The sequence below is a fragment of the Aeromicrobium sp. HA genome, from assembly GCF_027171405.1.
In the GTDB taxonomy this organism is placed as follows: Bacteria; Actinomycetota; Actinomycetes; order Propionibacteriales; family Nocardioidaceae; genus Aeromicrobium; species Aeromicrobium tamlense.
This window is the reverse complement of record NZ_CP114372.1, coordinates 2,632,017-2,653,022: the sequence shown is the minus strand read 5'-3', so window position 1 is coordinate 2,653,022 and position 21,006 is coordinate 2,632,017. Positions and strand designations below refer to the sequence as shown.

General features: G+C 70.4%; 20 protein-coding genes. 13 read left to right on the top strand and 7 right to left on the bottom strand.

Annotation, left to right across the window (positions count from 1 at the left end; all coding sequences use genetic code 11):
• Positions 1-14: 14 nt before the first annotated feature.
• Entirely contained in the window at positions 15-398 is a 384-nt protein-coding gene (locus O3S82_RS13105) for a DUF4307 domain-containing protein (protein ID WP_269303376.1), read from the bottom strand.
• A gap of 74 nt (positions 399-472) precedes the next feature.
• Here O3S82_RS13105 and mca point away from each other — a divergent pair, with 74 nt between their 5' ends.
• Positions 473-1,324: a mycothiol conjugate amidase Mca gene (gene mca / locus O3S82_RS13100; RefSeq protein ID WP_269307064.1), complete on the top strand. Its 852-nt coding sequence runs from the start codon at positions 473-475 to the stop codon at positions 1,322-1,324.
• Between the two features lies 1 nt (position 1,325).
• Here the strand turns inward: mca and O3S82_RS13095 are convergent, their stop codons facing one another.
• The gene (locus O3S82_RS13095) at positions 1,326-2,939 is read right to left on the bottom strand and encodes a phytoene desaturase family protein (RefSeq protein ID WP_269303373.1); all 1,614 of its coding nucleotides are present in this window, start codon (positions 2,937-2,939) and stop codon (positions 1,326-1,328) included.
• A gap of 58 nt (positions 2,940-2,997) precedes the next feature.
• Positions 2,998-3,444, bottom strand: a complete 447-nt coding sequence (locus O3S82_RS13090; protein ID WP_269303371.1) for an SRPBCC family protein — start codon at positions 3,442-3,444, stop codon at positions 2,998-3,000.
• A gap of 238 nt (positions 3,445-3,682) precedes the next feature.
• Between O3S82_RS13090 and O3S82_RS13085 the strand changes: the two genes are divergently transcribed.
• Genes O3S82_RS13085 through O3S82_RS13075 form a run of 3 tightly spaced genes read left to right on the top strand, consistent with a single transcriptional unit; the run spans position 3,683 to position 4,881 of the window.
• On the top strand, positions 3,683-3,898 hold the full coding sequence (locus O3S82_RS13085; RefSeq protein WP_269303370.1) for a hypothetical protein: 216 nt from the start codon (positions 3,683-3,685) through the stop codon (positions 3,896-3,898).
• Positions 3,895-4,338: an ASCH domain-containing protein gene (locus tag O3S82_RS13080; protein ID WP_269303367.1), complete on the top strand. Its 444-nt coding sequence runs from the start codon at positions 3,895-3,897 to the stop codon at positions 4,336-4,338. Before O3S82_RS13085 ends, O3S82_RS13080 begins: the two co-directional genes overlap by 4 nt.
• Before the next feature lie 3 nt (positions 4,339-4,341).
• Positions 4,342-4,881, top strand: a complete 540-nt coding sequence (locus O3S82_RS13075) for a GNAT family N-acetyltransferase (protein WP_269303365.1) — start codon at positions 4,342-4,344, stop codon at positions 4,879-4,881.
• A 7-nt stretch (positions 4,882-4,888) separates the two neighbouring features.
• On the opposite strand, the gene O3S82_RS13070 is transcribed toward O3S82_RS13075, so the two are convergent.
• Both O3S82_RS13070 and O3S82_RS13065 read right to left on the bottom strand, forming a co-directional pair.
• Positions 4,889-6,634 (bottom strand): DNA/RNA helicase domain-containing protein, encoded by a 1,746-nt coding sequence (locus O3S82_RS13070; protein ID WP_269303363.1) that lies wholly within the window; start codon positions 6,632-6,634, stop codon positions 4,889-4,891.
• Entirely contained in the window at positions 6,609-6,941 is a 333-nt protein-coding gene (locus O3S82_RS13065) for a nucleotide pyrophosphohydrolase (protein WP_269303361.1), read from the bottom strand. Before O3S82_RS13065 ends, O3S82_RS13070 begins: the two co-directional genes overlap by 26 nt.
• A gap of 171 nt (positions 6,942-7,112) precedes the next feature.
• On the opposite strand from O3S82_RS13065, the gene O3S82_RS13060 reads away from it, so the two are divergent.
• On the top strand, positions 7,113-9,107 hold the full coding sequence (locus O3S82_RS13060) for a thioredoxin domain-containing protein (protein ID WP_269303359.1): 1,995 nt from the start codon (positions 7,113-7,115) through the stop codon (positions 9,105-9,107).
• A gap of 171 nt (positions 9,108-9,278) precedes the next feature.
• On the opposite strand, the gene trhA is transcribed toward O3S82_RS13060, so the two are convergent.
• On the bottom strand, positions 9,279-9,977 hold the full coding sequence (gene trhA, locus O3S82_RS13055) for a PAQR family membrane homeostasis protein TrhA (RefSeq protein WP_179423202.1): 699 nt from the start codon (positions 9,975-9,977) through the stop codon (positions 9,279-9,281).
• A gap of 87 nt (positions 9,978-10,064) precedes the next feature.
• On the opposite strand from trhA, the gene O3S82_RS13050 reads away from it, so the two are divergent.
• The gene (locus O3S82_RS13050; protein WP_179423204.1) at positions 10,065-10,826 is read left to right on the top strand and encodes an isoprenyl transferase; all 762 of its coding nucleotides are present in this window, start codon (positions 10,065-10,067) and stop codon (positions 10,824-10,826) included.
• A 281-nt stretch (positions 10,827-11,107) separates the two neighbouring features.
• Positions 11,108-12,343 (top strand): PhoH family protein, encoded by a 1,236-nt coding sequence (locus O3S82_RS13045; protein WP_179427955.1) that lies wholly within the window; start codon positions 11,108-11,110, stop codon positions 12,341-12,343.
• Positions 12,344-12,403: 60 nt separating this feature from the next.
• Here the strand turns inward: O3S82_RS13045 and pepN are convergent, their stop codons facing one another.
• On the bottom strand, positions 12,404-14,923 hold the full coding sequence (gene pepN, locus O3S82_RS13040) for an aminopeptidase N (protein ID WP_269303354.1): 2,520 nt from the start codon (positions 14,921-14,923) through the stop codon (positions 12,404-12,406).
• A gap of 115 nt (positions 14,924-15,038) precedes the next feature.
• Between pepN and O3S82_RS13035 the strand changes: the two genes are divergently transcribed.
• The 6 genes from O3S82_RS13035 to O3S82_RS13010 all read left to right on the top strand — a co-directional run bounded on the left by O3S82_RS13035 (position 15,039) and on the right by O3S82_RS13010 (position 21,005).
• The gene (locus tag O3S82_RS13035) at positions 15,039-16,190 is read left to right on the top strand and encodes a glutamate--cysteine ligase (RefSeq protein WP_269303352.1); all 1,152 of its coding nucleotides are present in this window, start codon (positions 15,039-15,041) and stop codon (positions 16,188-16,190) included.
• Positions 16,187-16,795 (top strand): mycothiol-dependent nitroreductase Rv2466c family protein, encoded by a 609-nt coding sequence (locus O3S82_RS13030; RefSeq protein ID WP_269303350.1) that lies wholly within the window; start codon positions 16,187-16,189, stop codon positions 16,793-16,795. The genes O3S82_RS13035 and O3S82_RS13030 overlap by 4 nt, the downstream gene beginning before the upstream one ends.
• 162 nt (positions 16,796-16,957) lie before the next feature.
• The gene (locus tag O3S82_RS13025; protein WP_269303349.1) at positions 16,958-18,562 is read left to right on the top strand and encodes a CDP-glycerol glycerophosphotransferase family protein; all 1,605 of its coding nucleotides are present in this window, start codon (positions 16,958-16,960) and stop codon (positions 18,560-18,562) included.
• A gap of 22 nt (positions 18,563-18,584) precedes the next feature.
• Positions 18,585-19,040, top strand: a complete 456-nt coding sequence (locus tag O3S82_RS13020) for a ribose-5-phosphate isomerase (RefSeq protein ID WP_179423214.1) — start codon at positions 18,585-18,587, stop codon at positions 19,038-19,040.
• 27 nt (positions 19,041-19,067) lie between these two features.
• Positions 19,068-19,880, top strand: coding sequence for an Fpg/Nei family DNA glycosylase (locus O3S82_RS13015; RefSeq protein ID WP_179423215.1), 813 nt, complete (start codon positions 19,068-19,070; stop codon positions 19,878-19,880).
• Positions 19,881-19,889: 9 nt separating this feature from the next.
• Positions 19,890-21,005 carry a PP2C family protein-serine/threonine phosphatase gene (locus O3S82_RS13010; RefSeq protein ID WP_179423217.1) on the top strand — a complete coding sequence of 372 codons (1,116 nt, stop codon included), beginning with the start codon at positions 19,890-19,892 and terminating at the stop codon, positions 21,003-21,005.
• The last annotated feature ends 1 nt before the right edge of the window (position 21,006 follow it).

Here is a 21,006-nt window from a genome sequence, read left to right as displayed (position 1 = left end):
TCGAGTCTACAGCATCAGGCCGCGTCGCAGGAGTCCAAGACGGCCGTGACGGCACGGCGCTCGGTGCGGATCTCCGCGACGACCCGGGTCTGCGACGTCGATGACGCCGGGACCTCGATCGTGCGCTCGCCGACGACGACCTTGTCCTGGCTCTGGGCGAAGACGCGGCACGTCAGCGCCACGGGCTCGTCGTAGAAGATCTCGAGATCGACCTTGGTGGTGCGGTCGTCGAGGACCTCGTAGGAGTGGACACGGGCCTGGTGCGCGGGGACGTCGGACCACGACGCCCAGGCGGCCCAGGCGACGCCGATCGAGATGCCGATGGCGGCGACGACGGGCCACAGCCAGCGGGGGGTCGTGCGGCGGTGGCGTCCGTATCGTGCTTCCAGGTCGGTCACGACTACCAGTGTCTCAGGGGCGTGAAAGACTGGGGCACGTGGTCGAGAACGCCGAAGCCGGCACCCTGCGTCTGATGCACGTGCACGCCCATCCCGACGACGAGTCGAGCAAGGGCGCCGCGTCCACCGCCAAGTACGTCGCCGAGGGGGTCGACGTCCACGTGGCCACCTGCACCGGTGGCGAGCGCGGGTCGATCCTCAACCCGGCGTTCGAGCACCCGGGGATCCTCGAGAACCCCGACCTCATCGCCGAGATCCGCCGCGAGGAGATGGACAAGGCGCGCGAGATCCTGGGCATCGCCCAGGACTGGCTCGGCTTCGTCGACTCCGGCTGGCCCGAGGGCAACCCCAAGCCTCCGCTCGAGGAGGGCTGCTTCGCCCTCGTGCCGATCGAGGAGGCGGCGGCGCCGCTCGTGCGCCTCATCCGCTCGTTCCGTCCGCACGTGCTCACGACGTACGACGAGAACGGCGGCTACCCGCACCCCGACCACATCAAGTGCCACGAGGTCAGCGTCTACGCCTTCGAGGCCGCGGCCGACCCCGAGCGCTACCCCGACCTCGGCGAGGCGTGGCAGGTGCAGAAGCTCTACTACCACCACGGCTGGTCGCGGGCGCGCATCGAGGCGATCAACGCCGCGATGGAGCGTCACGGCCTCGAGTCGCCGTACAAGGACTGGCTCGAGACGCGCGAGATCGACCCCGAGCACGAGAAGCGCCTCACCACGCGCGTGCCCTGCTCGGAGTACTTCGAGGTGCGCGACCGCGCGCTCATCGCGCACGCCACGCAGATCGACCCGAACGGGTTCTGGTTCGCGGTGCCCCGCGAGGTCCAGGCCGAGGCCTGGCCCACCGAGGACTACGAGCTCGTGAAGTCGTTCGTCGACACGCAGTTGCCCGAGGACGACCTCTTCGCCGGCCTGCGCTGACTCAGCGGCGCAGCGCCCGGCGGGCCACACCGCGCACGGGCTCGAGCACGCCGTCCACCCGGCTGTGGACCAGGGCGGCGCGCGCCGCGTTCATGCCGGGCGCGCCGTGCACGCCGCCGCCGGGGTGGGCCGAGGCCGACCCGAGGTAGAGGCCGCGCACGGGCGTCTCCGACCGGCCGAGCCCCGGGATCGGGCGGAAGAAGAGCTCCTGCTGCAGCTGTGACGTGCCGCCGTTGATCGCGCCGCCCACGAGGTTCGCGTTGCGGGCCTCGAGCTCGCGCGGACCCAGCACGCGGCGGGCGATCACGCGCGAGCCGAACCCGGGCGCCAGCCGCTCGATCCGCGCCTGCATGCGGTCGGCGAAGCGCTCGGCGTCGGCGGCGTCCCACGTGCCGCGCACCGAGCCGTCGCCCGCGTCGGCCACCGTCTCCTGGGGAACGTGGGTGTAGGCCCAGACCGACTCGGTGCCGGCGGGGGAGCGCGTGGGGTCGGTCGTGCTCATCTGGCCGGCCAGCATGAAGGGGTGCGCGGGCACGTGTCCCGCGTGCACCTGCTGGAGCGCCACGTTCATCTCGAGCCGCGAGTCGGCGACGTGGAACGTGCCGGGGTCGTGCGGGGGCTGGCTCGCCCAGGGGATGGGGCCGTCGAGCGCCCAGTCCACCTTCACGGTGCCGGGGTCGAGACGGAAGCCCTGCATCCGCTCGTGGACCTTGGCGGGGACGTCCGACGGGGCGAGTAGGTCGCCGTAGAGCTGCGAGGCGATGACGTCGGCGACCACCGCGCGGCGGGCCTCGTGGCGCTCGCCGTCGGCGGTGCGGACGCCCACGGCGCGCCCGTCCACGACCTCGACGTGGGCGACCCGGGAGGAGGTCTCGATCTGGCCGCCCAGGGACTCGAGTCGGCTGGCCATCGCGCGGGTGAGCATCCCGGCGCCGCCCTCGGGGACGGGGAAGCCGACCGTCTGGCCGAGCATCGTCATCATGAGGCCCATCAGGCCCGAGCCCGGCGCGTCGAGCGGGATGTCCGCGTGCCCCGCGTTGCCCGCGAGGAGCAGGCCGGGGGAGGAGCCCTTGAACCGGACGTCGGCCAGGCCGACGACCGGGCTGAGCAGTGTCTTGACGAAGTCGAGTCCGCCCACGCGTCGCAGCTTGGCGAGCGTCGCGACTCCGCCGCGCACCGGCGGGAAGGGTGTCAGCAGCGAGGTGATGAGAGCGTTGCCGATCTCGTCCCAGGCCGCGCAGAGCTCGAGCCACGCCTCGCCGTCTCCGGGCTGCTGCTCCTCCATGAGGGCGGCGGTGATGCGTCGATCGCGGTGCAGCATCGCCCACGAGCCGTCGGGCCTGGGGTGACCGAGCACGGCGGGAGCGTGGGTCCAGCGGAGCCCGTGCTCCTCCAGACGGAAGGCCTGGATCGTGCGCGAGGCGGCGGCCAGCGGGTAGAAGGTGCTGAACGTGTCGTGGACGAAGTCGGGGTGCACGGCACGGTCGCTGCGCACGGCGCCACCGATCTCGGGCTGCTCCTCCAGCACCAGCACCGACCAGCCGGCGTCGATCAGGTGGTTCGCGGCGACTAGGCCGTTGGGGCCGGCGCCGATGACGATCGCGTCGTGTGTCACGGGTGGATCACCTTCGGGCAGAGCATCGGGAGGTCGTCGACATCGTAGCCGCGGGGGCTCACGAGGTCGGGAGGTCGCGTCGCTCGGCGATGTAGGCGAGGCGACGCAGCGTCTCGGAGTTCCGCCACTTGAGGGAGGGACCGCGGACGGGGCGGGGGATCAGGGTGGCCGGGCCGCTCGCGGGCTCCTCCGCGATCGACACGAGGGTGCCGGCGCCCTGCGGCGCGAGGGTGATGACGACCTCGGCCGTGCCGGCGGGCCAGGCGCGGGCGAGCAGCTTGATGCGGTGACCCGGGTTCACCTCGAGCACGCTCGTGCTGTCGTCGATCAGGGCGGGCCAGACGCCGACGGAGTGGTGCAGCTTCGAGCCGACGAGCGGCCACGACGGGTCGACGTCGCGCATGCGCGAGGCGCCCACGACCCACAGCGGGTAGAGCCAGCCGTCGGCCAGGACCTCCCACACCCGCTCGGGCGTGGTCTCGATGAGGCGAGTGTTCGTCGTCATGTCGGGGACGTACCCACGGCGCGCGCGGCCACACGTGCGCGCGGGCGGGTTGAGGGCGTCGCCTACGCTGCGGTGGAACACCGATCCGACAGTGAGGAACGAGCAGATGTGCTCTCCGGTCCCGTGCAGGCAGTGCGGCAAGACGACGTGGCGTGGATGTGGCGAGCACGTCGACCAGGTCAAGGCGGCCGTCCCGGCCGATCAGTGGTGCGGTCACGAGCAGGACTAGGCTGATCCAGTGACCATGCTGGATTTCGCGATTCTCGCGACGCAGGAGATCGATCCCGAGGGCAACCAGCCGATCGGCTGGCTGGCCGGCCTCTACACGCTGGCGCTGTTCATCGTGATCGGCCTGTTGCTGTGGTCGTTCACGAAGATGGCCAAGAAGGCGCGCCAGCCCTGGGAGGGCGAGGACACCGACACTCCCACCGACGAGGATCCGCCGAAGCCGTGACCGAGCTGCCCCGTCTCTGGCACGAGTTCGTCGAGGCGAACCCGCAGTTCGCCGACGAGGTCCCGGAGGTCGAGCCGTTCGGCGACACCCCCGAGATGGCCGACCGACTCGCGCAGCTCGTGCTGTCGGGGACGAAGCGGGCCACCGCCTCGCCGGTCGAGGAGGGCGTGGCACCGGAGGACGCCCACTGGGTGATGCTCGACGGTCGCGGTGAGGCCGTGGCCGTGCTGCACACGCACGAGATCCGCATCGGCCGCCTCGACTCCGTGGACGACGCGTTCGCCTGGGACGAGGGCGAGGGCGACCGGACGCGCGACTGGTGGCTCGACGCCCACCGCGGCTTCTTCCGTCGCCGGCTTCCTCACGTGACCGACTTCGACGCGCTGCCCACCGTCTTCGAGCGGTTCACCGTCGTCTGGCCGCCGGCGCTCGCCGACTGACCCGTGACCACGCTGACGACCGAGCGGCTGACCCTGCGGCCCTGGACGCCGGCGGACCGCGAGCCCTTCGCGGAGCTCAACGCCGACCCCGAGGTCATGGAGCACTTCCCGTCCGTCCTCGATCGCGCCGCGAGCGACGCCCTCGCCGACCGCTTCGAGACGCGCATGGCTCACCAGGGCTGGGGCCTGTGGGTCGTCGAGGCGCAGGGCCGCTTCGCCGGCATGGCCGGGCTGAACCCCGTGCCGCCCGAGGTCCGCGCCCTCCTGGGCGGCTCGCCACCGGTCGAGGTCGGCTGGCGCTTCGCCCGCTGGGCCTGGGGCCACGGCTGGGCCACCGAGGCCGCTCACGCGGCGGTCCGCCACGGCTTCGACATGCTAGGCCTGAAGGAGATCGTCTCCTTCACCGCCGCGGGCAACCTCCGCTCGCGGGCCGTCATGGAGCGCCTCGGCATGACCCATGACCCGGCCGACGACTTCGACCACCCCGCGCTCGCGGCCGACAGCCCCCTGCGCCACCACGTCCTTTACCGCCTGCCCCGCTGAGTCCGGCTCACTCGTCGAGTGGCAGGTGCGGGGGAGGTGGGAAGAACCTCCGGAGCCTTTCCCTGAGCGTAGGATCGCAGACGTAGACGTACGTACCGCGAATTCCGCGGGTGAGCAACACTCGATACACGTTGACTACGTACTCGAGAAGATCTTCGTCGTCGTAACTCTGACCGAGTGCGACGTTGTTCTTGCTGCCGTTCTTGTCGTGGTAGTTCTCGCGGACGAAGACGATCTTCTGCTTGGCCTCGTCCCAACGGAGCTCCGGGCCGATGATGACCCCCGCGTAGTTCAGGTCGTACCCCTGACTCGTGTGGATGCAGCCGACCTCCTCGATGGCCGTCGGAGAGTTGATCCAGTCCTTGTCGGTGCGATTCCAGAACATGGAGAGGCCATCGATGGTGATGTCCGGCGTCTGCTTGTGCTTCTTGCTGACCCAGGGCCAGGCGAACCCCGCAAGCATGCGCGAGAGTCCGACTTCGCCGTCGCGCTTGAAGATGTCCTGTCGCATGCGCCTGATGTCGTCGTAGAAGCGCAGGTCGTAGTCGATGAACTCGACGCGACGCTCCTGCCGCAGAGTGAGGACGTCCACGACGTAGTCGACGTAGTCGTCGCCCGCGAGACTGCGCATCTGAGTCCCCAGCGTGATCAGGCGGTCATCCGCTCGCGCCTCGTCCGTCAGGCCGGCGACCACGGCGGTCGGGAGGTCCGACATCGGTCGAACGGACTGTTTGGCATCGAGCAACAGGATCGGGTGCCTGCTCTTCGCACGGACCCAGTCCAACTGGGTATGTCGGGTTCCTTCGTGGTCATCGGGGAAGAGGCTGCGGTTGATCCTGCGAAAGCGAGTGCTGTTCGTCTGGAGCGCACCCGAGAACTGCTGGAGACGATGCGCCTCATCGACGATGAGGACGTCGAAGCCTGCTTCGTCCTCCGCCGCTTCGAAGGCCGTGATCACCGGCACTGAGTTGAGTGCAGGGATGGCTTCGAAGACCTTCTTGAGCGTGTTGCGCAATGCCTGCTGTGGCACCACGAAGCCGATGCGAAGGTTCTTCACCGCTCGCGCGGCAAGCGCGCTCGACTCCTCGGCGAATGTCTCCTCGTCCAAAGCCGGGTCGTAGGCATCGTGGAGATCGACTAGAAGCTTGGCGAGGAAGACACCCACCACGGTCTTCCCCGTTCCGGGGTCCCCTTGCACGACGATCGGTCGGGAATCCCGCGCGGGCGTCTCCAGCTGGACGATCGAGAGAATCTTCTCGACGGCAACGGTCTGGGTCTGGGTCAGGGAGACGAACGGAGAGAGCTTGAAGAGGTTGCTGTTCTCGAGATCCTCGAGGCGCCGAGCATTGAAGAGCCCCTCGTCCCTCAGCGCCCTGAATATCTCAGCGAACCGCTCGCGATATCGAGCACGATCGTAGTAGTTGCTGTTCCGGGAGTTCGTCTGCTTGTTCAAGACGCGGAAGCGTTGGTCCGCCCCGAACAGGCGGATCAGATAGGTCTCGAGGTCCAGGCAGACCGACTTGTTGAACGTCTCGTCGAGGACGACGTGGAAGCGGTCGAGCAGAGGAGCCTTGGGGGAGTCAAGATGCTGGCGCATCCGGGTCGCCGCGTTGACCGACTCGCCGATGTAGACGTGGTTCGATCCCCGGATCGCGTAGACAACCGGCCAGTCGTCGTGGGCGACCTCCATCTTGGCCCAGCGCGCGACGGCATCTCGCGCGAAGCGGTCACGCCTGATCGTGAAGCCGGTCATACTTCTCGCTCGTGCCGCGCGCGAGCTCCGTCGGATACTTCTCGCGCGTCTTGGTCAGCTTGTTCAGGACGATCTCGCTCGCATCGGCCTCCAGCCGGTCGGCGAGGAGCAGCGCGTAGGTCAGCACATCGGCCAGCTCATCGAGCACTTCGTCCCGGTCGAACGAGTCGTCCCACTGGAAGTGCTCAAGAATCTCGGCGCTCTCGATGACGATGCTCTTGGCAAGGTTGGCGGGTGTGTGGAACTGGCTCCAGTCACGTTCCGACACGAACTTCCGAAGTTCCTCGAGGACGTCAGGCTCGACCATGCCGACACCCTATCCGCGGTGATCGCGGGAGTCTGAAGAACCGCTTCCCGTGCCCACTCTTGCAGCAGGCCGCACTTTCCTACGGCTTGGGCCCGGGCATCCCTATTCAGAAGTGGGAGGAGCGGCGGTGCTGAGCAGGTGAGGGCTGGCCGTCGCCGGTAGCGTGACGAGGTGGCCAACCGACTCGCTCAGTCCCAGTCGCCGTACCTGCGCCAGCACGCGGAGAACCCCGTGGATTGGTGGGAGTGGGGCGCGGAGGCGCTCGCGGAGGCGGAGCGGCGCGACCTGCCGATCCTGCTGAGCGTCGGGTACGCGGCGTGCCACTGGTGCCACGTCATGGCGCACGAGTCGTTCGAGGATCCCGCGACCGCTGCGTACATGAACGAGCACTTCGTCAACGTGAAGGTCGACCGCGAGGAACGGCCCGACATCGACGCGGTCTACATGCGTGCGACGCAGGCGATGACCGGACAGGGCGGCTGGCCCATGACGTGCGTGCTCACCCCGAGCGGCGAGCCGTTCTTCGCCGGGACCTACTTCCCGCCCGAGCCCACCGCCGGGCATCCCGCGTTCAGCCAGGTGCTGCAGGCGCTCGCCGACGCGTGGCAGAACCGGCGCGACGAGGTGCTCGACTCCGCGAGCCAGGTGCGCAGCTTCCTCGGCGAGAACGACGACTTCGGCGGCGACCCGCTCACCGCCGAGGACCTCGACGCAGCCGCCGCAGCGCTGCTCGGGCAGGCCGACGACGAGGCCGGCGGGTTCGGTGCCGCGCCGAAGTTCCCTCCGTCGATGGTGCTCGAGTTCCTGCTGCGCCAGCACGCCCGCACCGGCGACGAGAAGGTCTGGACCACCCTCAGCCGCACGTTCGAGGCGATGGCCCGCGGCGGCATGTACGACCAGCTCGCCGGCGGCTTCGCCCGCTACAGCGTCGATCGCTTCTGGCGCGTGCCGCACTTCGAGAAGATGCTCTACGACAACGCCCAGCTGCTCCGCGCCTACCTCCACTGGCTCCGCGCCCTCCAGGCCCGCGGCGAGGAGGGCGCGAACACCGCCCTCGCCGAGCGCGTCTGCCACGAGACGGCCGACTTCATGCTGCGCGAGCTGCGCACCGACGAGGGCGGGCTTGCCTCGGCCCTCGACGCCGACAGCGACGGCCACGAGGGCACCTACTACGTCTGGAACCCGCACCAGCTGATGAAGGCGCTCGGCACGGCCGACGCCGCATGGGCCGTGCAGCTGCTCGGCGTCACCGGCGGCGGCACGTTCGAGCGCGGCCTCTCCACCCTCCAGCTGCAGCAGGACCCTGATGACCCCGAGCGCTGGGAGCGCGTCAAGCAGCGACTCCTCGAGGTTCGCGCCGAGCGCACGCGCCCCGCCCGCGACGACAAGGTCGTGTCCGCCTGGAACGCCTACGCCATCACTGCGCTCGCCGAGACCGGGATCGCGCTCGAGCGTCCCGAGCTCGTCGGGGCCGCTACTCAGGCGGCGACCCTGCTGTGGAACCTGCACGTCGAGCCCGGCTTCGTCCGCACCTCCCTCGGCGGCGTGCGGTCCGAGCACGCGGCAGTGCTGGAGGACCACGGCGCCACGGTCGAGGCCTTCGTCGCGGTCCTCGGCGCCACCGGTGACGACCGCTGGCTCCACCGCGCGCGCCACGTCGCCGACCGCGCGATCACCCACTTCCGCGCCGAGGACGGCGGCTGGTTCGACACCGCCGATGACACCGAGGCACTCCTCGTCCGCCCGCGCGACGCAGCGGACAACGCGCACCCGTCGGGCGCGTCGGCTCTCGCGCACGGCCTGCTGGCGCTGGCCGCCGTCACGGGCGACCACGACGTGAAGGCCGCCGCAGTGGCCTGCGTGGAGTCGGCCGCCGCACTGGCCACGGGCGCCCCGCGGTTCGCGGGCTGGACCCTCGCGGCCGCGGAGGCGCTGCTCGACGGGCCCGCCGAGATCGCTGTCGTGGGTGAGGTCGGCGGACCGATGCACCGCGCCGCCCTCGCGCTCCTGTCGCCGGGCGCCGTCGTCGCCGCCACCGAGACGGGTTCGTCGGTGCCGTTGTTCGAGGGCCGCGAGGCGATCGACGGCAAGCCGACGGCCTACGTGTGCCGCGACTTCGTGTGCGCGCTCCCGGTCACCGACCCGGAGGCGCTGGTCCGTCGGTAGGACGTGGTGCCGCTCGCCACTCGACTCTTGTGACGCGTTTCGCCCGTCGGCGACCGTGTGAGCCGAAAAGCGTCACAGAAGTGTGGACGGGCGTCACGAAAGTTGACTCGGGGGGAGTCGGGATCCGGGCGGGTCGGCGAAGCGCGGGAGCCCGGCCTCGACTCCGCGAACTCAGGAGTTGTAGACGAGGAAGCTGACGCCGATGTAGTGCACGATGAACGCCGCGATCGTGAAGACGTGGAACACCTCGTGATAGCCGAACCAGCGGGGGCTGGGGTCGGGCCACTGGAAGGCGTAGACCAGCGCACCGAGGGTGTACAGCGCGCCGCCGACGCACAGCATCACGAACACGACGGTGGACGCCGCCGCGTAGAAGTCCGGCAGATAGAGGAGCGCTGCCCACCCCAACGCCAGGTACAGCGGCACGTAGACCCAGCGCGGGGCCGTCATCCAGAAGACCTTGAACAGCACACCGAGCAGTGCGCCACCCCACACCAGCGTGAGCAGCGTGAGCATGTCCCTCTTGTCCAGCAGCAACAGGGAGAAGGGGGTGTACGACCCGGCGATCATCACGAAGATGTTCGAGTGGTCGAGCCGGCGGAGCACGCGCTTGGCCCGCTCGCGCCAGGGCACCGTGTGGTAGACGGCGCTGACCCCGAAGAGCAGCAGTGCGCTGACCATGAAGACCGCGGCGCCGGCGCGAGCGGCGCGACTGTCGGCCAGCACCAACATCACCAGGAACGAGATCAGCGCCAGGGGAGCGGTGGCGGCGTGCAGCCAGCCGCGAAGCTTGGGCTTGATCTCGTCGACGGTCTCGCGCAGGCGCTCACCGACATCGTCGACGAGGGTCTCGTGCTTGGGGGGCGCCATGCCTTGATTCTAGTGCGGTCCCGGTCAGCGGCGAATCGGACGACCACGTGACGGTCGTCCCACGCGGGCGGCGCGTACTCTGGCGGCATGCCGGTCAGTGACCTCATCTACGGGGCGTACGAGCGCCGCCTCGCCAAGGGGCTCGATCCCGCGCAGTTGCCGCGCCACGTGGGCGCGATCGTCGACGGCAACCGCCGCTGGGCCAAGGGCGCGGGCGCCGGCGTCGACCTGGGCTACCAGGCCGGTGCCGACAAGATCACCGAGTTCCTCGGCTGGTGCGACGAGCTCGGCGTCGAGATCGTCACCCTGTGGCTGCTGTCGACGGACAACCTGCGCCGCCCCGCCGACGAGCTGTCGGCCCTGCTGGTCGTCATCGAGCGCCTCGTGGAGGACCTCGCGTCGCTCGGCTACCGGCTGCGCCTCATCGGCAACCTCGACATGCTCCCCGCCGAGTCCGCCGCGCGGATGAAGCGGGCCGCCGACCTGACCGTCGACCACGAGGGCGCGCTCTCGGTCAACGTGTGCGTCGGCTACGGCGGCCGCCAGGAGCTCACCGACGCGATGCGCTCCCTGCTGCTGGAGCAGGCCGCCGCCGGCCGCACCCTCGAGGACGTCGCCTCCACGCTCGAGGTCGACCACATCGCCGAGCACCTGTACACGAAGGGCCAGCCCGACCCCGACCTCGTCATCCGCACGTCGGGCGAGCAGCGGCTGAGCGGCTTCCTGCTGTGGCAGAGCGTCCACTCCGAGTTCTACTTCTGCGACGCGATGTGGCCGGCATTCCGCCGCGTCGACTTCCTGCGAGCCATGCGTTCCTACGCCGCGCGCGAGCGCCGCTTCGGCGGCTGACCCCCGGCCGCGCAGCGTTCACACGAACGTCATCGACACGCCGGAAGCGTTACCCGATCCTGTCGGACGCCGGTCGTACTTTCGGGGTGTGCCCATGCTCGAACCCGAGCCCTTCCCCCGGAAGGCTCAGGCCCCCACCCACTAGTGAGGGCTGGGCGCCGGGCGCGCGCGTGGCTCTCGAGGAGATTGCCGTGGCTGCTTCGAAGAGCGTGACTCCGCCCCGCCCCGATCACCGGACCTACGTCCTCGACACGAGCGTCCTGCTGGCCGATCCGGCCGCCATGCAGCGCTTCGGCGAGCACGAGGTCGTGATCCCGGTCGTCGTCATCACGGAGCTGGAGGCCAAGCGCCACCATCCCGAGCTCGGGTACTTCGCCCGCAACGCGCTGCGATTCCTCGACGACCTGCGGGTCCAACACGGCACGATCGACGTCCCGATGCCGGTCGGCGACGAGGGCGGGACCCTGCGGGTCGAGCTCAACCACACCGACGCCTCGTCGCTGCCGTCGGGCTTCCGCCTCGGCGACAACGACACCCGGATCCTGTCGGTCGCGCGCAACCTCGCCAACGAGGGCCACGACGTCGTGCTGGTCTCGAAGGACCTGCCGATGCGCGTGAAGGCCTCGGCGGTCGGCCTCACCGCCGAGGAGTACCGGGCCGAGTGGGCGCTGGAGACCGGCTGGACCGGCATGACCGAGATCGAGGTGGACTCGGTCGACCTCGACGAGCTCTATGAGGACGGCACGATCGACCTCGAGGCCGCCCGCGAGCTGCCGTGCCACACCGGCCTGGTGCTGCTGTCGGACAAGGGGAGCGCGCTGGGCCGCGTCACGCCGGACAAGCAGGTGCGGCTCGTCCGAGGCGACCGCGACGCGTTCGGCATCCACGGCCGTTCGGCCGAGCAGCGGGTCGCGCTCGACCTCCTGCTCGATCCCGACGTCGGCATCGTCTCGCTCGGCGGTCGCGCCGGCACCGGCAAGTCGGCGCTCGCCATCTGCGCCGGCCTCGAGGCCGTCATGGAGCGGCGCCAGCACCAGAAGGTGATCGTGTTCCGGCCGCTGTACGCCGTGGGCGGCCAGGAGCTCGGCTACCTGCCCGGCAGCTCCGACGAGAAGATGGGCCCGTGGGCGCAGGCCGTGTTCGACACCCTCGGCGCCGTCGCCTCACCGCACGTGGTGGAGGAGATCGTCGACCGCCAGATGCTGGAGGTGCTGCCGCTCACGCACATCCGCGGCCGCTCGCTGCACGACGCGTTCGTCATCGTCGACGAGGCGCAGTCTCTGGAGCGCAACGTGCTGCTGACGGTGCTCTCGCGGATCGGCGCGAACTCCAAGGTGGTGCTGACGCACGACGTCGCGCAGCGCGACAACCTCCGCGTGGGTCGCTACGACGGCATCGTCGCGGTGGTCGAGAAGCTCAAGGGCCACCCGCTGTTCTCGCACGTCACGCTCACCCGGTCGGAGCGCTCGCCCGTGGCGGCGCTGGTGACCGAGATGCTGGAGGACGTGACGCTCTGAGCGACTGTCAGGCGGCCGTGCCGAGACCTTTCGAGATCTCGGCGCGGCCGCCGTCCCATGTCAGTTGACGGCGCGGGCCGCGAGGGCGCGGCGCAGGTCGTCGCGACCCTCGAGCACGTAGCGGCGCGCGGCGGCGGGGGCCGAGGTGGACTCGAGCCACGCATCCACCTTGGCGAGTGCGTCGGCCGACGGGTTCGCCAGCGGGAACAGGTGGATCAGCGCGTTCTGGCCGATCCACACGCCCATCTGGTCGATGACCGTGTCGGCCATCTCGAGGTAGCGGTCGACGTAGGGCGCGAGCAGCTCGGCCTGGCCGGGCACCTGGAAGCCCTCCGCGATCTGGCGGCGGGTCTCGTTGGGCGTGGACGCGTCCTCGACGACCTTGCGCCAGGCCTCGGCCTTGGCCTCGGCGACGGGACGACGAGCCCGGGCGCCGGCCGCGTTCTCGCGACCCTGGTTGGTGTCGTCGCGCGCCAGCTCGGCGTCGATCTCGGCCTCGTCCACGTCGCCCAGGCGGGCGAGCCCGCGGATCAGGGTCCAGCGCAGGTCGGCGTCGACCTCGAGGCCCTTGACCGAGCCGCCCAGCACGTCGCGCAGGCGGTCGGGGGTGGTGGCCGCGGCCGACAGCGCGCGGGCGAGCGCGAGCTGGTGGTCGCTGCCGGGCTCGGCCGCGGCCAGCAGCTCGGCCACGCCCTGCTCCCAGCGGCGCGCCAGCTCGACGCGCTGCTCGTCGGACGTGAACAGGCTGATCGCCGACTGCGCCTGGCGCAGCAGGGACGACACGGCCGTGAGGTCGGACTCGGTGCCGACGCCCGCCAGCACGAGGTCGACGAACGACGCCGACGGCAGCTCGGCGTCGCGCGTCATGTCCCACGCCGAGCCCCAGCACAGCGCTCGCGGCAGCGAGTCCGCGAACGTGGCGATGCCCGCCAGCAGGGTGTCGAACGATCCCTCGTCGAGGCGGATCTTCGCGTAGGTGAGGTCGTCGTCGTTGAGCAGGATCAGGTCGGGACGACGCTGGTCGACGAGCTCGGTGATCGACGTGCTCTCGCCCCGGACGTCGGTCTCGATGCGCTCGGTGCGCACGAGACGGCCGTCCTCGCCGCGGTCGTACAGGCCGATCGCGATGCGGTGACGGCGCAGCGTGGGGTACTCCTCGGTGGCGGTCTGCACGACGTCGAAGCGGGTGAACCGGCCGTCGGCGTCGACGTCGAAGTCGGCGCGCAGCGTGTTGACGCCGGAGGTCTGCAGCCACTCCGCGGCCCAGCTGTCGAGCTCGCGGCCCGAGGCCTCGGACAGCTCGGCGAGCAGGTCGGTCAGCTCGGTGTTCCCGTAGGCGTACTTCGTGAAGTACGCGCGCAGCCCGGCGAAGAAGTCGTCCTCGCCGACCCACGCCACCAGCTGCTTGAGCGCCGAGGCGCCCTTGGCGTAGGTGATGCCGTCGAAGTTCGCCTCGACCGCGTGCAGGTCGTAGTTGTCCGCGGCGATCGGGTGCGTGGTGGGCAGCTGGTCCTGGCGGTAGGCCCAGTTCTTGCGGCTGTTGGTGAAGCCGGTCCAGGCCTCGGTGAAGCGCGTGGCCTTCACCGAGGAGTGGTGCGCCGCGAACTCGGCGAACGACTCGTTGAGCCACAGGTCGTCCCACCACTTCATGGTGACGAGGTCGCCGAACCACATGTGGGCCATCTCGTGCAGGATCGTGTTCGCGCGCTGCTCGTAGGCCGAGACCGTCTGGCGGCTGCGGAAGATCATCTCGTCGCGGAAGGTCACGCAGCCCGCGTTCTCCATCGCGCCCATGTTGTACTCCGGCACGAAGAGCTGGTCGTACTTGCCGAAGGGGTAGCCCATCTGGAACGCGCCCTCGAAGAACTCGAAGCCCTGCTTGGTGATGAGCAGGATGTCGTCGGCATCGAGGTACGGCACGAGCGACTGGCGGCAGAACACGCCGAGGGGGATCTGGCCGTACTCGCCGGCGTAGGTGTCGCGCACCTCGTGGTAGTCGCCGGCGACCAGCGCGGTGATGTAGGTGCTCATCGTCTTCGTGGGCTCGAAGTGCCACACGGCGCTGCCCCCGTCGAGCACGACCGGCTCGGGCGTGGGGGAGTTGGAGACGACTTTCCAGTGCGCCGGCGCGGTGACGTGGAACGTGAACTGCGCCTTGAGGTCGGGCTGCTCGAACGTGGCGAACACGCGGCGGGCGTCCGGCACCTCGAACTGCGTGTAGAGGTACACCTTGTCGTCGGTGGGGTCGACGAAGCGGTGCAGGCCCTCGCCGGAGTGCGAGTACAGGCACGTGCCCGTGACGACGAGCTCGTTCTGCGCCTCGAGCCCGTCGATCGCGATGCGGCTGTCGGCGTAGGCCGACAGGTCGAGCTCGCGACCGTTGAGCGTGATCGAGGTCAGCTCGCCGTCGACCAGGTCGACGAACGTGGCCGAACCGGGCTGGGCGGCGAAGGTCAGGGTGGTGACCGAGCCGAAGCGCTCGCCGTCCAGGGTGAGGTCGAGCTGCACGTCGTACTGGGGGTCGGAGACGACGGTCGCGCGCTGGCGGGCTTCTTCGCGGGTGAGGTTGGTACCGGGCATGGTGCCCACTCTTGCACTGGGCACCCCCACTGTCACAGTCAGGCCGCGGCACGATCTGGGTCACACGGGGCGCTTTCGTCGCGGCATGGTCCGACGAGTCGTGCAGGATGGAGGAATGCACATCCCCTTCGCCGCCTCCGAGCGATCGACGATCGGAGTCGAGTGGGAGCTGGCGCTGGTCGACCAGGACTCCGGCGACCTGCGCCAGGTGGCCCAGACGGTGCTCGACGCCGTCGCTCCGGGGAACGGCGAGGACCACCCGCACATCAAGCAGGAGCTGCTCCTCAACACCGTCGAGGTCGTCACCGGCGTGTGCCGCACGGTGCGCGAGGCCACCGACGATCTCGGCCGCAGCATCGAGCGGCTGCGCGAGGTCACCGACCCGCTGCGGGTCGAGCTGATGTGCGCCGGCACGCACCCCTTCGCCCGGTGGACCCAGCAGAAGGTCACCGACAAGGAGCGCTACGCCACCCTGATCGACCGCACCCAGTGGTGGGGCCGCCAGATGCTCATCTACGGCGTCCACGTGCACGTCGGCATCGAGGACCGCGACAAGGTGCTGCCGATCAGCCGCGCGATGCTCACGCACTACGGCCACTTCCTGGCGCTCAGCGCCTCCAGCCCGTTCTGGGGCGGCCAGGACACCGGCTACGCCTCGAACCGCGCCCTCATGTTCCAGCAGCTGCCCACCGCGGGCCTGCCGTTCCAGTTCGACCAGTGGCACGAGCTCGAGCAGTACGTCGACGACATGATGCACACCGGCGTGATCGACCACTTCGACGAGATCCGCTGGGACATCCGGCCGTCGCCGAAGTTCGGCACCCTCGAGATGCGCATCTGCGACGGCATCCCCACGATGTCCGAGCTGGCCAGCATCGCCGCCCTCACGCACTGCCTCGTCGAGTTCCACTCGCGCGAGCTCGACGCCGGCCGCGAGCTGCCGTCGATCCCGTCGTGGTTCGTGCAGGAGAACAAGTGGCGCGCCGCGCGGTACGGCATGGACGCGATCCTCATCCTCGACCGCGAGGCCCGCGAGGAGCTCGTCACCGACGACCTCGAGCGCCTGCTGGTCCAGCTCGAGCCCGTCGCCGCCGACCTCGACTGCACCGAGGAGCTGCAGGGGATCCGCGACATCATGCGCGCCGGCGGCGCCTCCTACCAGCGCCAGCGCGCCGTGGCCGCCCAGAACCGTGGCGAGCTCGACGCCGTGGTCGCCTCGCTGGTGGAGGAAATGCGGGAGGGTCATCCGGTGTTGGACCGGACATGACCACCACCGAGACCGTCGACCTCTGGTTCGACCCGCTCTGCCCCTGGGCCTGGATGACCTCCCGCTGGATGCTCGAGGTCGAGAAGGTCCGCCCCGTCCGCACCTCCTTCCACGTGATGAGCCTGTCCGTGCTCAACGAGGACAAGGACGTGCCGCAGGAGTACAAGGACATGATCGAGCGCGGGTGGGGCCCGGTGCGCCTGGCGATCGCGGCCGAGCAGCAGCACGGCAACGAGGTCCTGCGCGACCTCTACACCGCCCTCGGCACCCGCCGCCACAACGAAGGGCGTGAGTTCGACCGCGCGATGTACGAGGAGGCGCTGGCCGAGGCCGGACTGCCCGTCGAGCTCGCCGACGCCGCCGACGACAGCTCGCTCGACGGCGCCGTGCGCGCCTCCCACAACGACGGCATCGACCGCGTCGGCCAGGAGGTCGGCACGCCCGTCATCGCGATCGGCGACACCGCGTTCTTCGGCCCGGTCGTCTCGCCGGCGCCCAAGGGCGAGCAGGCCGGCACCGTGTTCGACGGCGCCCGCGCCCTCGCGTCCTACGACGGCTTCTTCGAGCTCAAGCGCACCCGCACGCGGGAGCCGATCTTCGACTGAGGCCCTCGCGCCGCCTCGGCCGCCCGCGCCGGCCCACCCCCGACTTTTGTGACGAGATTCGGTCGAGAAGCCTCAGACCATCCGCAAGCCGTCGCAAAAGTTGGGCGCGGGGCGTGGGAGAGGGGCGCCGGGGCCCGCGGTCCAAGCGCTAGGTTGGGTGCGATGTCGACATTGCTGGAGCGGGTGCGCCGACGCCGCGACCGCTGGCTCGACGATGTGCGTCACCGCTTCCGCACCGACGTCCCCACCCGAGACCGCTGGTTCGCCGGCTCCACCGCCGCGATCGTCCTCGTCGCCGTGGTGGCCGTCCTGGTCCGCGTGGCGCTCGACGGATCGCTGCTCGCCGGCGTGGCCGCCGCGGTGGTCGGCGCCCTGCTGGTGCGCGCCGCGATGCTGCGCCCGGCCACGCCGCCGCACGTCCACGGCCTTCCGGGAGTGCCCGAGCCCGAGACGTGCCCCGCTCCCGACCCACCGAACCGCGGCCCCTTCGTGGTCGCCGTGCGCTGGCTCGGAGCTGTGCTGGCCCTCGCCGTCGCCTTCGCGCCGACCGCCGTGGTCCTCCTCCCGCTCGTGCTGCTGGCCGCGGCCGCGACGCCCGTGCTGGCCGACAAGCTCGTCCTCTGGCGGGCCCGCCGCACGCTCCGTCGCGCGCTCGCGGACTTCGAGCCCCGCTTCGCCCTCGGCTACGGCGGCTACGGCGGCGGCCCCATCCACGTCGGGATGTGGGAGTCGCACCTGCTGGCGTCGGGCGACCGCGGCGTCATCGTCGGCCTGCGCAGCCACTACTGCGCCGAGCTGCGGGCCGCGATCCAGCCACGGATGCCGTGGATCTCCGCCGGCTCCGACGTCCTCGGAGACATGCGGGTCCTCACGGTGCCGAGTCTCACGACCTTCTTCTACGTGCACAACGCCCCCGGCCACCTCAAGCTCATCGGCATCCGCTCGGTGCGCCACGTGTGGCTCGGCCACGGCGACTCCGACAAGTCCGGCAGCCACCACTCGCGCCACCAGCGGTTCGACGTGCTGGTCGCGTCGGGCGAGGCCGCCGTCGAGCGCTATGCCCGGCACGGTGTGGAGATCCCGCGCGAGCGCTTCGTGCTGCTGGGCCGCCCCCAGTCGGGCGACGTCCTGCCCGCCTCCACGCCCGTCACCGAGGTCGCACGACCCACGGTGCTCTACGCGCCCACGTGGATCGGCAACGGCAGCATGACCGACTTCTCCTCCATGAAGGTGGCCGACCGGATCCTGCGCGCCCTGCTCGACGCCGGCGCCGACGTCGTGTTCCGGCCGCACCCGGTGTTCCTGCGCGACCCGTACTGGTCGAAGCGTCTCGTCGAGCTGAACGCGATCCTGCAGGCCGACCACGACGACCGCGCCACGCCGGGGCGTCACGTGTGGGGTGAGCAAGCGGTCCGCGAGTGGTCGATCGCCGAGTGCATGAACAGCGTCGACGCGCTGGTGTCCGACGTGTCCAGCGTCGTCTCGGACTGGCTCGCCTCGGCCAAGCCGTACCTGATGGTGAGCATGGTCCACGACCTCGACGAGTTCGTCGACGCGGTCCCCGTGGCCGCGGGCGCGTACGTCGTCGACCGTGACCTCACGGGCCTGCCCGAGGTGCTCGACGAGATGCTGCACCGCGACCCGCTGGCCGAGCGCCGGCGCGAGCTGAAGGTGCGCGTGCTGGGCGAGTTCGAGGGCGACGAGTCCGCCCGGGCCTTCGCCGCGTGGGTGCACGAGATGGCCCACACGCCGATGGTCCGCGGCTGACCCCACCTGCGAGAATGGCCGCATGCGCGTCCACCTCGGTGCCGATCACGCCGGCTACGAACTCAAGAACCACCTCGTCACCTGGCTGCAGGAGCACGGGCACGAGCCCGTCGACCACGGCGCCCACGCCTACGACGAGCTCGACGACTACCCGCCGTTCTGCATCGACGCCGCCCAGGGTGTCGTCGACGACCCGGGCTCGCTCGGCATCGTCATCGGCGGCTCGGGCAACGGCGAGCAGATCGCCGCGAACAAGGTCCCCGGCATCCGCTGCGCGCTGACCTGGAGCGTCGAGACCGCCCAGCTCGCCCGCCAGCACAACAACGCCCAGGTCATGGGCATCGGCGCGCGCATGCACACGGTCGAGGAGGCCGAGCAGATCGTCGAGGCGTTCCTCACCACCGAGTGGAGCCAGGCCGACCGCCACCAGCGCCGCATCGACCTGCTCGCCGAGTACGAGGAGAAGGGCAGCCTGTGAGGAACGGGCACGGGCAGGTCGAGCTCCGTGCCTGAGGGTCACACCCTCCACCGGCTCGCGCTCGACCTGACCGGCACGTTCGGAGGCAAGAGCGTGCGGTCGACCAGCCCGCAGGGCCGCTTCGAGGCGGCGGCAGGGCTCGACGGACGCGAGCTCGTCGAGGCCACGGCACACGGCAAGCACCTGTTCGTCGCCTTCTCCGGCACCGAGCAACAGGCGCACGTGCACCTCGGCCTGTACGGGTCGTTCGCGTTCGTCGAGGACCCCGAGCCCCCGGTCGTCGGCCAAGTCCGCTGGAGATTGGCCTCCGACCGCGTCACCGCCGACCTGCGCGGCCCCACGGCCTGCGAGCTGCTCACGCCCGGCGAGGTCGAGGCCGTGCTGGCCCGCCTCGGCGAGGACCCGCTCGACCCGGACGCCGACGTCGAGCGCGCCGCCGCGCTGGTGGCGCGCTCGCGGGCGCCGATCGCCACGCTGTTGATGGACCAGCGCGTCATCGCCGGCGTCGGCAACGTCTACCGCGCCGAGGTCCTCTTCCGTCACCGCCTCGACCCGAAGACGCCGGGGCGCGACCTGCGGCCCAGCACGTTCCTCGCCATCTGGTCCGACCTGGTCGACCTGATGGGGGAGGGCGTGCGCACCGGACGTATCGACACGGTGCGTCCCGAGCATGAGCCCGAGGCCATGGGACGGCCGCCGCGCGAGGACGATCACGGTGGCGAGGTCTACGTCTACCGGCGCGACGGACGTCCTTGTCACGTCTGCGGGACCAAGGTCCGCACCGAGGTTCTGGCCGCCAGAAACCTGTTCTGGTGTCCGCGCTGCCAGCGGCGCCGATAAGGTCGGTCCGTGAGCACGGTGCGAGGCCTCAGACGCGACCCGGTCGGTCGCTATCTGTCCTCGAACGCCCGCGAATGGCGCTCGGGCTCCAAGGACGGACAGATGGCGGTCCTGGCGGCCCTGCTGCTGGTCACCGTCGTCATGTTCATCGTGAGCCTGACCTGGTACGCGATCATGCCCAGCACGATGTTCATCCTGCCGATCATCGTGGGCGGGATGCTGCTGCAGTGGTGGCCCCAGGCCTCGCTCACGTTCATCGTGCTGTTCGCCGCCACGGTGTCGTCCTTGGTCTACACGCTCGACAGCGGCTGGAACTCCGCCCGTCCGGCGTCGCTGCTGGCCGTGTACATCGGCGCCGGCATCCTGCTCTACAGCTCGTCGCGCACCCGCTCCGGTCTCCCCGCCGCGCTGGGCGAGGCGATGCTGATGGAGCTGCGCGACCGCCTGCAGGCCCAGGGCGCCGTGCCGAAGCTGCCCGAGGGCTGGGTCAGCGAGTCGGCGATGGAGTCGGCCGGCTCGGCCAAGTTCGCCGGTGACTTCCTCGTCGCCAACCTGTCCAAGGACGAGAAGTACCTCGAGATGGTCCTCGTCGACGTGTGCGGCAAGGGCGTCTCCGCGGGCACCCAGTCGCTGCAGCTCGCGGGAGCTCTCGGCGGTCTGATCGGCTCGCTGCCGCCCGTGGGCCTGTTCGCCGCGGGCAACGACTACCTGCTGCGCCAGTCGTGGGATGAGGGCTTCGCCACCGCCGTGCACGTGCTCGTCAACCTCGAGACCGGCGGCTACGAGCTGCTCAACGCGGGCCACCCGCCGGCGATGCAGTGGAAGCCCGACCAGCAGGAGTGGACCGTCACCGGCGCTCGCGGTCTGGCACTCGGCATCATCGACCGGCCCGAGTTCCGCGGGTCCACCGGCGTGATCGAGCCGGGCGAGGCGCTGATGTTCTACACCGACGGCGTCGTCGAGACCCGCACGCTCGACCTCGCGGTCGGCATCGAGTGGCTCCGCGGCGCGGCGAGGATCGCGATCAGCCAGGGCATGGACGGCGCCCCCGCGCGCATCCTCGGCCAGACCGAGCCCGGCGAGGACGACCGCGCCGTGCTGATCCTGCATCGGCTGCCGGACTGAC

Bases quoted from the DNA above. Each gene is read 5' to 3' on its own strand.
- mca (WP_269307064.1), top strand. From the start codon at position 473: ATGCACGTGCACGCCCATCCCGACGACGAGTCGAGCAAGGGCGCCGCG.
- O3S82_RS13090 (WP_269303371.1), bottom strand. From the start codon at position 3,444: ATGACGACGAACACTCGCCTCATCGAGACCACGCCCGAGCGGGTGTGG.
- O3S82_RS13070 (WP_269303363.1), bottom strand. From the start codon at position 6,634: ATGACCGGCTTCACGATCAGGCGTGACCGCTTCGCGCGAGATGCCGTC.
- O3S82_RS13065 (WP_269303361.1), bottom strand. From the start codon at position 6,941: ATGGTCGAGCCTGACGTCCTCGAGGAACTTCGGAAGTTCGTGTCGGAA.
- trhA (WP_179423202.1), bottom strand. From the start codon at position 9,977: ATGGCGCCCCCCAAGCACGAGACCCTCGTCGACGATGTCGGTGAGCGC.
- O3S82_RS13050 (WP_179423204.1), top strand. From the start codon at position 10,065: ATGCCGGTCAGTGACCTCATCTACGGGGCGTACGAGCGCCGCCTCGCC.
- O3S82_RS13045 (WP_179427955.1), top strand. From the start codon at position 11,108: ATGCAGCGCTTCGGCGAGCACGAGGTCGTGATCCCGGTCGTCGTCATC.
- pepN (WP_269303354.1), bottom strand. From the start codon at position 14,923: ATGCCCGGTACCAACCTCACCCGCGAAGAAGCCCGCCAGCGCGCGACC.
- O3S82_RS13035 (WP_269303352.1), top strand. From the start codon at position 15,039: ATGCACATCCCCTTCGCCGCCTCCGAGCGATCGACGATCGGAGTCGAG.
- O3S82_RS13030 (WP_269303350.1), top strand. From the start codon at position 16,187: ATGACCACCACCGAGACCGTCGACCTCTGGTTCGACCCGCTCTGCCCC.
- O3S82_RS13025 (WP_269303349.1), top strand. From the start codon at position 16,958: ATGTCGACATTGCTGGAGCGGGTGCGCCGACGCCGCGACCGCTGGCTC.
- O3S82_RS13020 (WP_179423214.1), top strand. From the start codon at position 18,585: ATGCGCGTCCACCTCGGTGCCGATCACGCCGGCTACGAACTCAAGAAC.